Origin of the sequence: Mycolicibacterium llatzerense, from assembly GCF_000878195.1 — a bacterium.
GTDB lineage: Bacteria > Actinomycetota > Actinomycetes > Mycobacteriales > Mycobacteriaceae > Mycobacterium > Mycobacterium llatzerense.
Map to the genome: position 1 here is coordinate 36,577 of NZ_JXST01000015.1, position 12,344 is coordinate 48,920.

Sequence of the window (12,344 nt, forward strand, 5' to 3'; positions counted from 1 at the left end):
TCAGGTTTGATCAATGACGTTTCGAAAGGACGCCACCGTGACTGTCGCGCCCCGCGAGCAGCTGCCCACGGCGCGGGGCCGCCAGACGCAGGCGGCCATCGACAGCGCCGCCCGCGCCGTCATCGCCCGCAAAGGCATTCTGGCGACCACCATTTCGGACATCGCGGCCGAAGCCGGCCGGTCCACCGCGTCGTTCTACAACTACTACGACTCAAAAGAAGCGATGGTCCGCGAATGGGCTGAGCGCTTCCGCGACGAGGCCCGTGACCGGGCGCTGGCCGGCACCGGTCCCGAGCTGACCAACTGGGAACGCTCCCATCAGGCCGCCGCCGCGCACTGGGACACCTACCGGCACCGGTTGGCCGAGGTCATCGGCATCTCCCAACTGGCGATGGTCAACGACGATTTCGCGCAGTGCTGGGCGGAAATCTGCGAACTGCCCATCTCGCTGATCATGGCGATGGTCAAACATGCTCAGCAACAAGGCTTCTGCCCCGACGACGAACCACGCCTCGTCGCGATGGCTCTGGTATCGATGTTGAACCAGTTCTGCTATACCCAATTGTCAGGCGATGGCGCCACCACCGCAGACGACGACGCCTGCGTCACCACCCTGGCCAACATCTTCTACCGGACCATCTACCACGAGGGGAATCCGCGTACATGAACAAACCCGGAAGTTCGTCCGCCGCGGGAGTCACCCGAGAGTTCATCGGGATGGATTCGCCGACCGCGCTGCGCGCCGGGTCCGGTGGACATCCCTGCCAGGGCATCTACTACCGGGGCATGGGCCGCAAGCCCAAGGTGGCGATGATCGCCGCGCACTACCAGATCGACTTCGCCGAGCACTATCTCGCCGATTACATGGCGACCCGGGGTATCGGGTTCCTCGGCTGGAACACCCGATTCCGCGGCTACGAGTCGAGCTTCCTGCTCGATCACGCGCTTGTGGACATCGGTGTCGGGGTGCGCTGGCTACGCGAGGTGGCCGGCGTGGAAACCGTTATTCTGCTGGGCAATTCAGGGGGCGGATCGCTGATGGCCGCCTACCAGGCCCAGGCGCTGTCCCCGCACATCACCCCGCTGGACGGCATGCGCCCGGCCGCGGGCGTCTTCGACCTGCTGCCGGCCGACGGCTACATCTCCAGCGCCGCCCATCCCGGCCGACCGGACGTACTCACCAATTGGATGGACGGCTCGGTGACCGACGAATCCGACGCGCTGGCAACCGATCCCGATCTCGACCCGTACGCCGAGCACAACGGCCCACCCTTCTCCCCCGAATTCGTCCAGCGGTACCGCGACGCGCAGGTCGCCCGCAACCACGCGATCACCGACTGGGTGGAAACCGAGTACGCACGCGTCCGCGCCGCAGGATTCCGGGACCGCCCGTTCACCGTCATGCGGACCTGGGCCGACCTGCGCATGATCGATCCCACCCTCGAACCCACCAAACGCCCGGCCAATCAGTGCTACGCGGGCGTCCCCGTCCAGGCCAACCGGTCGGCCAACGGCATCGCCGCCGCCTGCACGCTGCGGAGCTGGCTGACCATGTGGAGCCTGCGGCACGCCCAGACCCGGGCCGAGCCACACCTGGCCCTCATCGACAATCCCGCGCTGGTGATCAACGCCGAGCAGGATTCGGGTGTGTATCCGTCTGACGCACAACGCATCTTCGATGCGCTGGCCACCACGGACAAGACACTGCACGCCATCGACTCCGACCACTACTTCACCACCCCAGGTGCCCGCAGTGAGCAGGCCGATCTCATCGCCAAATGGATCGCCAAGAGATGGCGGTGACGCCACCCGTTCGGGTGCTGGCGCACTTCACCCCTGGTCCGCGAGTCACCGATTTCCTTGGCCCACTGCACGACCTGATCGACGTACGATTCTGCGCGGCGGACGACGACGCGACGTTCTACCGGGAACTTCCGGTCGCCGACGTGCTCTGGCACGTCCTGCGGCCGGTCAGCTCCGATGACCTGAAACAAGGCCGCCGGCTCAAGCTCGTCCACAAGATGGGTGCGGGCGTCAACACCATCGACGTCGAGGCGGCGACGCGACTCGGTATCGCGGTGGCCAACATGCCCGGCGCCAACGCCCCCTCGGTCGCCGAGGGCGCGGTGATGCTGATGCTGGCCGCACTGCGGCGGCTCCCGGAACTCGACCGCGCCACCCGCGCCGGCGATGGCTGGCCGACCGACCCGACCCTCGGCGAGACGGTGCGCGACCTCGGCAGCTGCACCGTCGGCCTGATCGGCTACGGCAACATCGCCAAGCGGGTGGAAACCATCGTCACCGCGATGGGCGCGACCGTCGTGCACACCAATACCCGTGGTGCACAAGGCCACCCCGGCTGGCGCACGCTCGCTGAGCTGCTCGCCACCAGCGACGTCGTCTCGCTGCATCTGCCGCTCACCGAGCACACCGAAGGACTGCTCGACGCCGACGCACTGGCGGGGATGAAACCGGGTGCGGTCCTGGTCAATACGTCACGCGGCGCGGTCATCGACGAAGCCGCGCTGGTCTCCGCCCTGCGCGGCGGGCCGTTGCAGGCCGCCGGCCTCGACGTCTTCGCCACTGAGCCCGTCGATCCGGGCAATCCGCTGCTGACGCTCGACAACGTCGTCGTCAGCCCGCACGTCACGTGGTACACCGCTGACACGATGCGTCGCTATCTGGAAGAAGCCGTCGCCAACTGCGAGCGACTCGCCGCTGGACACCAGCTGGCCAACGTAGTCAACGAAGTCAACCTCTAGACACCCGTCAAGTGGGTTACTCTCGAAACCAACCGACCAGTTATTTGGTCGGGTGCGCCGAACCACGCCCATAGCCGGTCACAGGAGGCAACGATGCCCATCGCGATCATGTCCGAGCACAACGATCTGGCCGATTCGGTCCGATCCCTGGTGGCGCGCGTCGCGCCGTCCGAGGTGCTGCACGAGGCCCTCGAGACCCCGATCAGCAACCCGCCGCCCTACTGGGGCGCGGCCGCCGACCAGGGCTTGCAGGGCCTACACCTGTCAGAAGCCGTTGGCGGACAGGGCTTTGGCATCCTCGAGCTCGCGATCACCCTGGCCGAGTTCGGCTACGGCGCCGTCCCCGGACCGTTCGTCCCCTCGGCCATTGCCAGTGCCCTGATCGCTGCGCACGACCCCAAGTCGCCCCTGCTGCCCGGCCTGGCCTCCGGCGAGACCATCGCGGCATACGCCTTGGACTCAGGCCTGACCGCCACTACCCAGGGCGACGGACTCGTCGTCAGCGGTGACATCCGCGCCGTCCCCGCCGCGGCGCAAGCCGCACTGCTGGTCGTCCCTGTCGATGCCGGCGCTCAGTGGGTGGTACTCGACACCTCGACGCTGCGGATCGACCCGGTCCAGACCGTAGACCCACTGCACCCGGCGGCCCAGGTGCGCGCAGACGCCGTCCCGGTCGGTGCCGACCGGGTGCTCAGCGGACTGACATCGGCGCATGCCCGGGCCCTGATCACCACACTGCTGTCGGCCGAATGTGTCGGTGTCGCGCGCTGGGCCACCGACACCGCCGCCGAGTACGCGAAGATCCGTGAACAGTTCGGCCGACCGATCGGCCAGTTCCAGGCCATCAAACACAAGTGCGCCAACATGATTGCCGAAACCGAGCGCGCCACCGGTGCGGTCTGGGACGCCGCCCGCGCACTCGACGAGCACGCATCGGGCGACGCCGACTCCGACTACCAGTTCGCCGCCGCCGTAGCCGCCACCCTGGCGCCCGTCGCCGCCCAGCACACCGCACAGGACTGCATCCAGGTGCACGGCGGCATCGGCTTCACCTGGGAGCACGACACCAACGTCTACTACCGGCACGCCATCGCGCTGGTCGCCGGGTTCGGCCGCGCCGCCGACCACCCACGGCAGGTGGTGGACCTGGCCACGACCTCCGGCATGCGGTCCATCGACATCGACCTCGATCCGGACACCGAGAAGCTGCGCGCCGAGATCCGCGCGGAAGTGGCTGCGCTGAAAGCCCTTCCGAGCGGGCCGGAACGCAACACCGCGATCGCCGAAGGCGGTTGGGTGCAACCGCACCTGCCCACGCCGTGGGGCCGGGCCGCCGCGCCGATCGAGCAGATCATCATTGCCCAGGAGTTCAGCACCGGAAAGGTGCGGCGCCCCCAGATGGGTATCGCGGCCTGGATCATCCCGTCGATCGTGGCGTTCGGCACCAGCAAGCAGCAGCAGGATTTCCTGCCGCCGACGTTCCGCGGCGACATGATCTGGTGCCAGCTGTTCTCCGAGCCGGGCGCCGGCAGTGATCTGGCCAGCCTGACCACCAAGGCCGTCAAGGTCGACGGCGGCTGGCGCATCACCGGCCAGAAGATCTGGACGACGGGAGCCCAGTTCTCCGCCTGGGGCGCCCTGCTGGCCAGGACCGACCCGAACGCACCGAAGCATCAAGGCATCACGTACTTCCTGCTCGACATGAAAAGCCCGGGCGTCGAGGTCAAGCCGCTGCGCGAACTCACCGGCAACGCGATGTTCAACACCGTCTTCATCGACGACGTGTTCGTGCCCGACGACATGGTGCTCGGCGAGGTGAACCGCGGCTGGGAGGTCAGCCGGAACACCCTGACCAACGAGCGGGTGTCGATCGGCAGCAGCGAACCGCCCTTTCTGGCCAGTCTCGAACAGTTCGTGGAGTTCCTGCGCGGCGGCGAGTTCGACGAGCTGCAACGTCACGAGGCCGGCAAGCTGATCGCCGAGGGCCACGCGGCCAAACTGCTCAACATGCGGTCGACGCTGCTGACCCTCGCCGGTGGCGATCCGATGCCGGCCGCCGCGATCTCCAAGCTGCTGTCCATGAAGACCGGTCAGGGTTACGCGGAGTTCGGGGTCGCGTCATTCGGCAGCGACGCGGTCATCGGCGATCCGCAACAGCCCTCGGGCCGGTGGGACGAGTACCTGTTGGCCGGCCGCGCGACGACCATCTACGGCGGCACCTCCGAGGTGCAGCTGAACATCATCGCCGAACGGCTGCTGGGCCTGCCTCGCGACCCGTAACCGCTTCGCGCGAGCGCACGTGGAAACCCCCATTTCGAAGCAGAAATGGGGGTTTTCCCGACTGTTCGCAGGTATGGACCAGGCGTACGGTTGACGTAAGCGGAAGATTTGGTTGGTGGTGACGATCATGACCACAAACGAGCTGACGACACGTGCGGCGCAGGTGCTGCGACTGGTGTCCATCGGGGCCATCGCGATCTCGTTCACGGTCGTCCCGACTGTCCTACGCAGCCCGGCCACAACGCTGCAGGCGGGCGGTGACCCGTGCGTCAACGGCGTCGTCCCGTGGAACCCGTACGTCGTGAACTGCAACCTGCCCGCGCGGAACAGCCCAAAGGTGCGCGGTGCGGCTCCCGACGCGGGTGCCATCATCGCGTGCCACGACAAGCCCGGCTGCCTGGCCTGGTACGTCAACGGTGACTAGAGGTCCATCTCCCGCAGCGCACGCTTGAGGATCTTGCCCGTCGGGTTGCGCGGCAACTCGTCGAGGAAGACGACCTCGCGCGGAACCTTGTAGCGCGCCAAGTGATCTCGGACGTAGGTCTTGATGTCGTCCTCGCTGACCGTCGCGCCCTCGGTTGTGACGACGAACGCCCGCAGGCGCGCCCCGAAGTCCTTGTCGTCGACACCGATCGCGGTCGCCTCCACCACCTCGGGGTGCCCGCTGATCAGATCCTCGACCTCGGCGGGGAAGACGTTCTCACCACCGGAGACGATCATCTCGTCGTCCCGGCCACTGACGTACAGGAGTCCGCGCTCGTCGAAGTAGCCGACGTCGCCCGACGAGAGCATGCCGTCGATGATCTCCTTGCCACCGCCGCCGGTGTACCCCTCGAACGGGAAGGTGGTGCCGACGAAGATGCGCCCGACGCTGCCCTGCGGCAGCTCCTTGCCGTTGTCGTCGAAGATCTTCACGCGGACGCCCTTGACCACCGGGCCGACCGTCGCCGGGTTGATCGACAGATCCTGCGGGCGCGCGATGGTGGCGAACGAGATCTCGGTCGACCCGTACAGGTTGTAGATCACCGGGCCCAGATCCTTGAGTGCCCGTGTCGCCAGCTCGGACCCCAGCTGCGAACCCGAGATGAAGACGATGCGCAGGCTCGACAGGTTCGGCTTCGGCGACGTCTTGTCGAGTTCGTCGAGAATGCGCGACAACATCACCGGCACCACCACCATGGCGGTGACCTGGTGGCGTTCGATGTCGGCGAGCACGGTCGCCGGCTTGAACCGGCGGCGCAACACCAGCGTGCTGCCGAGCAACATGGCGATGGTCGAATGCAGGTACCCCAGCGCGTGGAACATCGGCGCGGGCAGGCTGGTCACCTCGCCGGATTTGAACGGCACCGAGGACAGCACACCACCCACCGGGGCCAGCGATGGCGGGGCACTTCGATTGGCGCCCTTGGGAGTTCCCGTCGTACCACTGGTCAAGATGATGATGGAAGCCGCCTTCGCGACCTTCGGCGGCGCGAGGCTGCTGGTCCGAGCGATAACGTCGGCCAGTGATTCGTCGACGCTGCCCGACGGTTCCGGCTTGTCCGGGTTGTGCCCCAGCGCCCGCAGCTTGCCCAACGGCGGCTCCGAAAGCGCGACGGCGTCGGCGTATTCGTCGTCGTAGATGATCAGCTGAGCACCCTCGCGCTCGGAGACCTCTTTGATCTGCGGACCCGAGAACTCGGTGTTGAGCAGGATGATTCGCGCACCGACACGCGCCGCGCCGTACACCGCCACCAGGAACCACCGGTGGTTGCGGGCGAGGATCGCGACGCCTTCGCCGGCCTGAACGCCCTTGGCGCGCAACGCGTTGGCCGTCGCGTTCACGGCGTCGTCGAACTCCTGGAAGGTGATGTCGCCGTCGTCGTCGATGACGGCGGTGCGGTGCGGAGTACGGCGCGCATTGAGCGCCGGGACCATGCCGATCTCACCCCAACGGACGATGTCGGCCAGCATGGCCGCCATGTGCTGCGGCGACTCGAGCTTGAGGGCGCCGGCCTCGAACATCTTCCTGGCGTAGTGGAGTTCGGCGGCGCCGCGGTCGACGTATTTACCGACCGACTTCTCCAAAGTTTCCTGAACCTTGTTTGCCACCTGCGACGGGAGGTCAGTCAGCTTCGCCATGAGCCAACCATATGTGACACCCCGGGTAACACGGCCGGAACTCCCGCCCCAATTATCGAGCCGATTACGCTGTCCACATGGGTGACTCGCGGTCCCTCGAGGTAGGCGGACGCGAGGTTGCCGTGAGCAACCCGGACAAGCTGGTCTTCCCGGAACCCGGGGTGACCAAGCTCGACCTCGTCAACTACTACCTGTCCGTCGCCGACGGCGCGCTGCGCGGCGTGGCCCGGCGGCCCATGATCCTGAAGCGGTTCGTGAAAGGCATTGCCCAGGAAGCGATCTTCCAGAAGCGGGCACCGGAGAAACGGCCGGACTGGATCGAGGTGGCCGAGCTGAAATACGCCTCCGGCACCTCAGCGAAAGAAGCCGTGATCGACGAGGCCGCCGGGCTGGTGTGGGCGGTGAGCCTGGGTTGCATCGACTTCAACCCGCATCCGGTCCGGGCCGACGACCTGGAGCACCCGGACGAACTGCGCGTCGACCTGGACCCGATGCCGGGTGTCGAGTGGCCGCAGATCGTCGACGTCGCCATCGTGGTGCGCGATGTGCTCACCGACTACGGGCTGACGGCATGGCCCAAGACCTCCGGCTCGCGGGGTTTCCACATCTATGCCCGGATCGAGCGGAACTGGTCGTACAAGGAGGTGCGGTTGGCCGCCCAGACGGTGGCCCGCGAGGTGGAGCGACGCGCACCCGACCTGGCGACCAGCCGGTGGTGGAAAGAGGAGCGCCAGGGCGTGTTCGTCGACTTCAACCAGAACGCCAAGGACCGCACGGTCGCGTCGGCGTACTCGGTGCGGTCGCGGCCCGATGCCCGGGTCTCGACACCGCTGTTCTGGGACGAGGTCCCGGGCTGCCGTCCCGAGGAATTCACCGTGGCGACGGTGCCCGGCCGGTACGCGCAATTCGGCGACCCGTGGGCCGGGATGGACGCCGCTGCAGGCGGTCTGGAGGGATTGCTGGCGTTGGCCGAAGAACTGGGTCCGATGCCCAGGGCGGAGAAACCCGAGGGCGGCGCATCGGCCGACGGGCGGCGCGCGTCACAGATGCCACTCATCGAGGTTGCCCGCACCAAGACCCGCGATGAGGCGATGGCCGCCCTCGAGGTGTGGCGATCCCGTCATCCAGAAGCGGCATCTGCCCTGGAAGCCATCGATGTTCTGGTCGACGGCATGCGTGGACCCAGCTCGATCTGGTACCGCATCCGGATCAATCTGCAGCATGTGCCGGAGCAGTTGCGGCCGCCGCAGGAGCCGCTCATCGCCGACTATTCGCCGTGGGTGGGCTATCAAGGCAACCAGTGGCGCCGTCCGTGAGCGTTACCCCGCCGAGACCATGTTTGCTAGCTGGAGCTATCAGACTTCTTAGCGATGATTTAGGACTTACTCCCCGGTACCTTAACTTGGGCACATAACTTCGATCTTGAGCCGAAGAAACGACACAGCAGTCGGGCGTTCGGCAACATCGAAGGGAGGCATCACATGGCTATGGTCACCAGCGACTCGGCATCGACAGCCGCTTTCCGCTATGGCAATCCGGCGGTCGCCTGCGGCGACGCCGAGGTGCGCGCCCAGTGCCGCCAACTGGCGACGGTACTCACCGTCACCGGAGTCATCGACGAATCCGATGTGGACCTGGTAGCAGCGCAGGCACGGCGCTGCGTCCTTCCCGAGAAGCCGTTCATCCTGGACCTGAGCGGGGTCACCTCGTTTGCAGTGTCCTGTGTCGAACTGCTCGACAAGGTCAACGACAGCTGCATCGCAGCAGGTAATGAGTGGTCCCTGATCGCATCCCAGCCGGTTTCGACCGCACTGCTGGCCTGCGGCGCAGAGTCCGCCTTCCCGACCGCAACCTCCGTCTCCGAAGCGCTGCACCATTTCTCGGACAGCATGTACGAGCGCCGTCGGTTGCTGCCGTTCCTCACCAAGAAGTCCGCGTAAGACAGGAACTGAACATGTTGATCGATCTCCGCTGGCTGAGTGCCCTGCTCCACCACCACCGTCGTAAGACGCATCTCGCGACGCCGGCTTTCTGACACCTTCGACCTCCAACACGGTGCCGACACCAATCCTGGTGTCGGCACCGTGTTTTTGCGTGGGCGTCACCTATGCGAAGTCGACGCGCACGATCACGCTGTCGTCCCAGACATTCCGATTCCGTGCCTTGCGCCACTTCTCGCGCCACGGAAGGCCGGCGTGCACCTGCGTCACGCCCGGAATCCTGATGAGCGGCACCAGATTCCACTGCCACCCATAGCGTCGGTGCAGCACGCGATTCGCGGCAGCCGCGTCCACGCCGTCGAGGATCGTCGCCGTGCCGGTGAATACAGTTGCGCCGCTGAGTTTTCGGCCGCGATAGTCACAGGCGGTCAGCTCCACCTGCGGATGCGCCCGCAAGCGTGCGGTTTTCGGTCCGCGCTTGGTCCGGAACATGACGGAGTTGCCCGCAGCGGCGAACCACATCGGGGTATCGACCGGCTCACCACTTTTCCGGTAGCTCCGGAGCAGTGCGTACCGGGTCCTGCTCAACTCGCTGATGTCTGATCGCTGTGCGTTGGTAGCCATGCACACAGTCAACGACTTAGAGTTGGCTCCAAGTCAAGCCCGATCCAGGAGTGTCATGGCCACGTTCACCATCGGCGAAGTGTCGGCGCGCACCGACGTCGCCGCGACGACACTGCGCTACTACGAGCAGATCGGTCTCATCCCCGCACCGGCGCGGGTCGGCGGCCAGCGCCGCTACGACGGCGCCGTCGTCGATCGGCTCAACGTCATCCGGGTGTGCAAGACCGCCGGGTTCTCCCTGGACGAGATCCTCTTGCTGTTCGCCGACGACGCCCCCGGCCGCCCCTCGACACGCGCACTGGCCACGGCCAAGATCGCCGAGATCGACACCAAGATCGCCGAACTGCATCTCGCCCGGGCGATCGTCGAGTGGGGTCTCCAATGCACCTGCCCGTCGATCGACGCCTGCAGCTGCGGCATTCACCCCGCCAAGCCCCGGGACTCCCAGACCGCCGCCGGCTGATCGCGTCAGTGCCCGCTCGGGTGGGCTCCACCAACTTCTGCAGGTAATGGCGGCGGAAGTGGAGTGGTCGGCGTGGGTGCGGGAGCTCCGGTGACAGGTGCGGGTGGCGTGCCCGCCGGTGCGGGCGCGGCGGCGGCAGTGCCGGTCAGCGGCCCGCCACTGCGGTAAAAGGTCATGGGCTCGGACCTGATGGATTGTGAACCCGCGCTGATATCAAGCGATTTGGCGGTCACGACATAGGTGATGCCGTCACTCGTCGCGGTGTAGCGGCCGTTGCCGTCCGCGGTGGCGGAGATGATCAGCTTCGCACCGTCGCTGATGCGCACGCCGCGGTACTGATATTGACCGCCGGCGCTCTTGCAGATGGCCACCCGCGACGAGGCGGTGCTCCCGAAAGCCACCGCGGTATCGCCGGTCGGACACCGCGCCGTCGAGTCGACGAACCCCTGCGCGTCCGTGGCGGGATCGGCCGACGCCGCCGGGATCCCGGCCAGCACCAGCGCGGCGCCCGTCAGGGTCGCAGCCAGCAGCCCCGCGGCGCGGAAGGTGAAGTCGGACATCGTCACCACCACATCACACCGCGACGCGTTCGGCGAGCGCCCACACCGCGTCCCGGCAAACCGATTGCCGGTCGTAACCCCTGGGCCTTGGATGAATTCTTGGAAAACTTCAGCTTGATTTATTTACCCGGGCAGGCAAATTGTGCACGTATCGGCAGGTCAGACGGCCGAGGGGCGAATTTTCTCAGCTAGAGGCGAGTCCTGGTTTCCGCTACCTTCAGACCGCCTAATTCCGTTCTGTTTCACTGAATCCGGGGTCCATCATGCAAATCGCTGTTCGGCACAACGCACTGCCTTCGTCTCTCGTTGCCGGAATGTGCTCGGTGTGCATCGTCGCCTCGGTCGGAGCCGTGGCGCCGCTGCCCGCACCGCAGGCCGTGCCCGCGGCGGCGCACTCTGCCGTGACGACCGTCTCCACCTACGCGGAGAAGTACTACCTGACTGCCTTCCCGGCAGACCTGCTGCAGCTGATCTCGCTGCCGTTCACGACGTACCAGACGTTCGTGAACAACCTCATCGCCGGCCCCAATGAGTTCATCAAGGCCTTCAACACGCTCAACGCCGCGATCTACGCCCAGACGGTCGGCCCGTTCGTCGCCCAGCTGATCCAGGGCCCGAACGCGATCATCAACAACCTCAACGCGATCAACAAGGCGATTCACGCCGCCACGCTGCTCCCGATCGTCAACACCCTGATCGCGGCGCCGAACGCCATCATCAAGGGCATCAATGCCATCAACGCCTCGTTCTTCAACGGCACGACGGCAAAGATCCCGGTGCTCATCACCACGGCGATCAACACCGCGATCGCCGCGTTGCAGAACCTGAGCACCTTGCCCGCCACCATCATCAAGGGGATCAACGCTCTGCCGGGCGCGCTCATCGCCGGACTGAACGCCCTGCCGGGCGCCATTCTCTCCGGATTCCCCTTGGCCGCAACGCCGTTGGCCGCCACCACCTCGTTGAAGACACTGTCTGCGGCCACGGTCGTGCCCACGACCCAGCCGTTGTCTCTGACGGTCAAACCCGCTGCCGCAGAGTCGGATACGCCGAGCGTTTCGGCCAAGTCGTCGCCTGCGTCCAGCACGCCGGACAAGACGCCCGCCGCCACCGACACCGGGAAGACGACGGAGAGCACCGGCTCCGGCGCCACCACGGACAGCCCGACCGAGGCCAAGGACACGAGCAAGCCCGCCGGCAAGACCGACGAGAAGTCCGACACCAAGGGCACCGAGACCAAGGGCACCGAGACCAAGGGCACCGACAAGCCGGACGCCAAGTCCGACACGAAGTCGGACGACAAGACGGGCACCGACAAGTCGACCGCCGACAAGTCCACGAAGGCGGACTCGAGCAAGTCCAAGAAGACCGACAAGACCACCTCGAAGAGCGGCAAGCACAGCGCTCCCGACGGTGCCAGCGGTTCGGTCTCCGTGCCCGCGGGTTCGACCGGTGGCAAGCACCGTGCCCCCGAGGGCGGCAGCTCGTCGCACGCCTCCAGCAGCAGCGGCGGCGGCAGCAGCAGCAGCAGCCACGACAGCTAGCACGTAGCACAACGACATTGAGGGCTGTGGCTTCGAAAAGCCACAGCCCT

Annotated in this window: 12 protein-coding genes; 9 read left to right on the forward strand and 3 right to left on the reverse strand. The window is 66.4% G+C overall.

The window, feature by feature from the left end; translation table 11 throughout:
- Positions 1-37: 37 nt before the first annotated feature.
- From TL10_RS12285 to TL10_RS31435, 5 genes are all read left to right on the forward strand, one after another.
- A complete protein-coding gene (locus TL10_RS12285; protein WP_043985920.1) occupies positions 38-667 on the forward strand; it encodes a TetR/AcrR family transcriptional regulator in 630 nt (209 codons plus the stop codon).
- Positions 664-1,803: an alpha/beta hydrolase gene (locus TL10_RS12290; protein WP_043390003.1), complete on the forward strand. Its 1,140-nt coding sequence runs from the start codon at positions 664-666 to the stop codon at positions 1,801-1,803. Before TL10_RS12285 ends, TL10_RS12290 begins: the two co-directional genes overlap by 4 nt.
- Positions 1,779-2,762, forward strand: coding sequence for a 2-hydroxyacid dehydrogenase (locus TL10_RS12295; RefSeq protein WP_231575457.1), 984 nt, complete (start codon positions 1,779-1,781; stop codon positions 2,760-2,762). The genes TL10_RS12290 and TL10_RS12295 overlap by 25 nt, the downstream gene beginning before the upstream one ends.
- Before the next feature lie 93 nt (positions 2,763-2,855).
- On the forward strand, positions 2,856-5,042 hold the full coding sequence (locus tag TL10_RS12300) for an acyl-CoA dehydrogenase family protein (RefSeq protein WP_043985879.1): 2,187 nt from the start codon (positions 2,856-2,858) through the stop codon (positions 5,040-5,042).
- A 127-nt stretch (positions 5,043-5,169) separates the two neighbouring features.
- Entirely contained in the window at positions 5,170-5,466 is a 297-nt protein-coding gene (locus tag TL10_RS31435) for a hypothetical protein (RefSeq protein WP_043985921.1), read from the forward strand.
- On the opposite strand, the gene fadD2 is transcribed toward TL10_RS31435, so the two are convergent.
- Positions 5,463-7,163 carry a long-chain-fatty-acid--CoA ligase FadD2 gene (gene fadD2, locus TL10_RS12310; RefSeq protein ID WP_043389996.1) on the reverse strand — a complete coding sequence of 567 codons (1,701 nt, stop codon included), beginning with the start codon at positions 7,161-7,163 and terminating at the stop codon, positions 5,463-5,465. The genes TL10_RS31435 and fadD2 overlap by 4 nt on opposite strands.
- Positions 7,164-7,240: 77 nt before the next feature.
- Here fadD2 and ligD point away from each other — a divergent pair, with 77 nt between their 5' ends.
- Complete coding sequence (gene ligD / locus TL10_RS12315) at positions 7,241-8,479, forward strand: non-homologous end-joining DNA ligase (RefSeq protein ID WP_043985880.1); 1,239 nt, start codon at positions 7,241-7,243, stop codon at positions 8,477-8,479.
- 165 nt (positions 8,480-8,644) lie between these two features.
- Positions 8,645-9,103 carry an STAS domain-containing protein gene (locus TL10_RS12320; RefSeq protein ID WP_043389992.1) on the forward strand — a complete coding sequence of 153 codons (459 nt, stop codon included), beginning with the start codon at positions 8,645-8,647 and terminating at the stop codon, positions 9,101-9,103.
- A 165-nt stretch (positions 9,104-9,268) separates the two neighbouring features.
- Here TL10_RS12320 and TL10_RS12325 read toward each other — a convergent pair whose 3' ends face one another.
- Positions 9,269-9,727, reverse strand: a complete 459-nt coding sequence (locus TL10_RS12325; RefSeq protein ID WP_043985881.1) for a PPOX class F420-dependent oxidoreductase — start codon at positions 9,725-9,727, stop codon at positions 9,269-9,271.
- Between the two features lie 55 nt (positions 9,728-9,782).
- Here TL10_RS12325 and TL10_RS12330 point away from each other — a divergent pair, with 55 nt between their 5' ends.
- The gene (locus TL10_RS12330; protein WP_043985884.1) at positions 9,783-10,190 is read left to right on the forward strand and encodes a MerR family transcriptional regulator; all 408 of its coding nucleotides are present in this window, start codon (positions 9,783-9,785) and stop codon (positions 10,188-10,190) included.
- Between the two features lie 5 nt (positions 10,191-10,195).
- Here TL10_RS12330 and TL10_RS12335 read toward each other — a convergent pair whose 3' ends face one another.
- Complete coding sequence (locus tag TL10_RS12335; protein ID WP_043985922.1) at positions 10,196-10,750, reverse strand: hypothetical protein; 555 nt, start codon at positions 10,748-10,750, stop codon at positions 10,196-10,198.
- Between the two features lie 263 nt (positions 10,751-11,013).
- Between TL10_RS12335 and TL10_RS12340 the strand changes: the two genes are divergently transcribed.
- Complete coding sequence (locus TL10_RS12340; RefSeq protein WP_131630725.1) at positions 11,014-12,294, forward strand: hypothetical protein; 1,281 nt, start codon at positions 11,014-11,016, stop codon at positions 12,292-12,294.
- Positions 12,295-12,344 lie beyond the last annotated feature (50 nt).

What these genes read in the sequence shown, in the direction of transcription:
- TL10_RS12335 (WP_043985922.1), bottom strand. Translation starts at nt 10,750, where the DNA reads ATGTCCGACTTCACCTTCCGCGCCGCGGGGCTGCTGGCTGCGACCCTG.
- TL10_RS12300 (WP_043985879.1), top strand. Translation starts at nt 2,856, where the DNA reads ATGCCCATCGCGATCATGTCCGAGCACAACGATCTGGCCGATTCGGTC.
- ligD (WP_043985880.1), top strand. Translation starts at nt 7,241, where the DNA reads ATGGGTGACTCGCGGTCCCTCGAGGTAGGCGGACGCGAGGTTGCCGTG.
- TL10_RS12295 (WP_231575457.1), top strand. Translation starts at nt 1,779, where the DNA reads ATGGATCGCCAAGAGATGGCGGTGACGCCACCCGTTCGGGTGCTGGCG.
- TL10_RS12330 (WP_043985884.1), top strand. Translation starts at nt 9,783, where the DNA reads ATGGCCACGTTCACCATCGGCGAAGTGTCGGCGCGCACCGACGTCGCC.
- TL10_RS12325 (WP_043985881.1), bottom strand. Translation starts at nt 9,727, where the DNA reads ATGGCTACCAACGCACAGCGATCAGACATCAGCGAGTTGAGCAGGACC.
- fadD2 (WP_043389996.1), bottom strand. Translation starts at nt 7,163, where the DNA reads ATGGCGAAGCTGACTGACCTCCCGTCGCAGGTGGCAAACAAGGTTCAG.
- TL10_RS12290 (WP_043390003.1), top strand. Translation starts at nt 664, where the DNA reads ATGAACAAACCCGGAAGTTCGTCCGCCGCGGGAGTCACCCGAGAGTTC.
- TL10_RS12340 (WP_131630725.1), top strand. Translation starts at nt 11,014, where the DNA reads ATGCAAATCGCTGTTCGGCACAACGCACTGCCTTCGTCTCTCGTTGCC.
- TL10_RS31435 (WP_043985921.1), top strand. Translation starts at nt 5,170, where the DNA reads ATGACCACAAACGAGCTGACGACACGTGCGGCGCAGGTGCTGCGACTG.
- TL10_RS12320 (WP_043389992.1), top strand. Translation starts at nt 8,645, where the DNA reads ATGGCTATGGTCACCAGCGACTCGGCATCGACAGCCGCTTTCCGCTAT.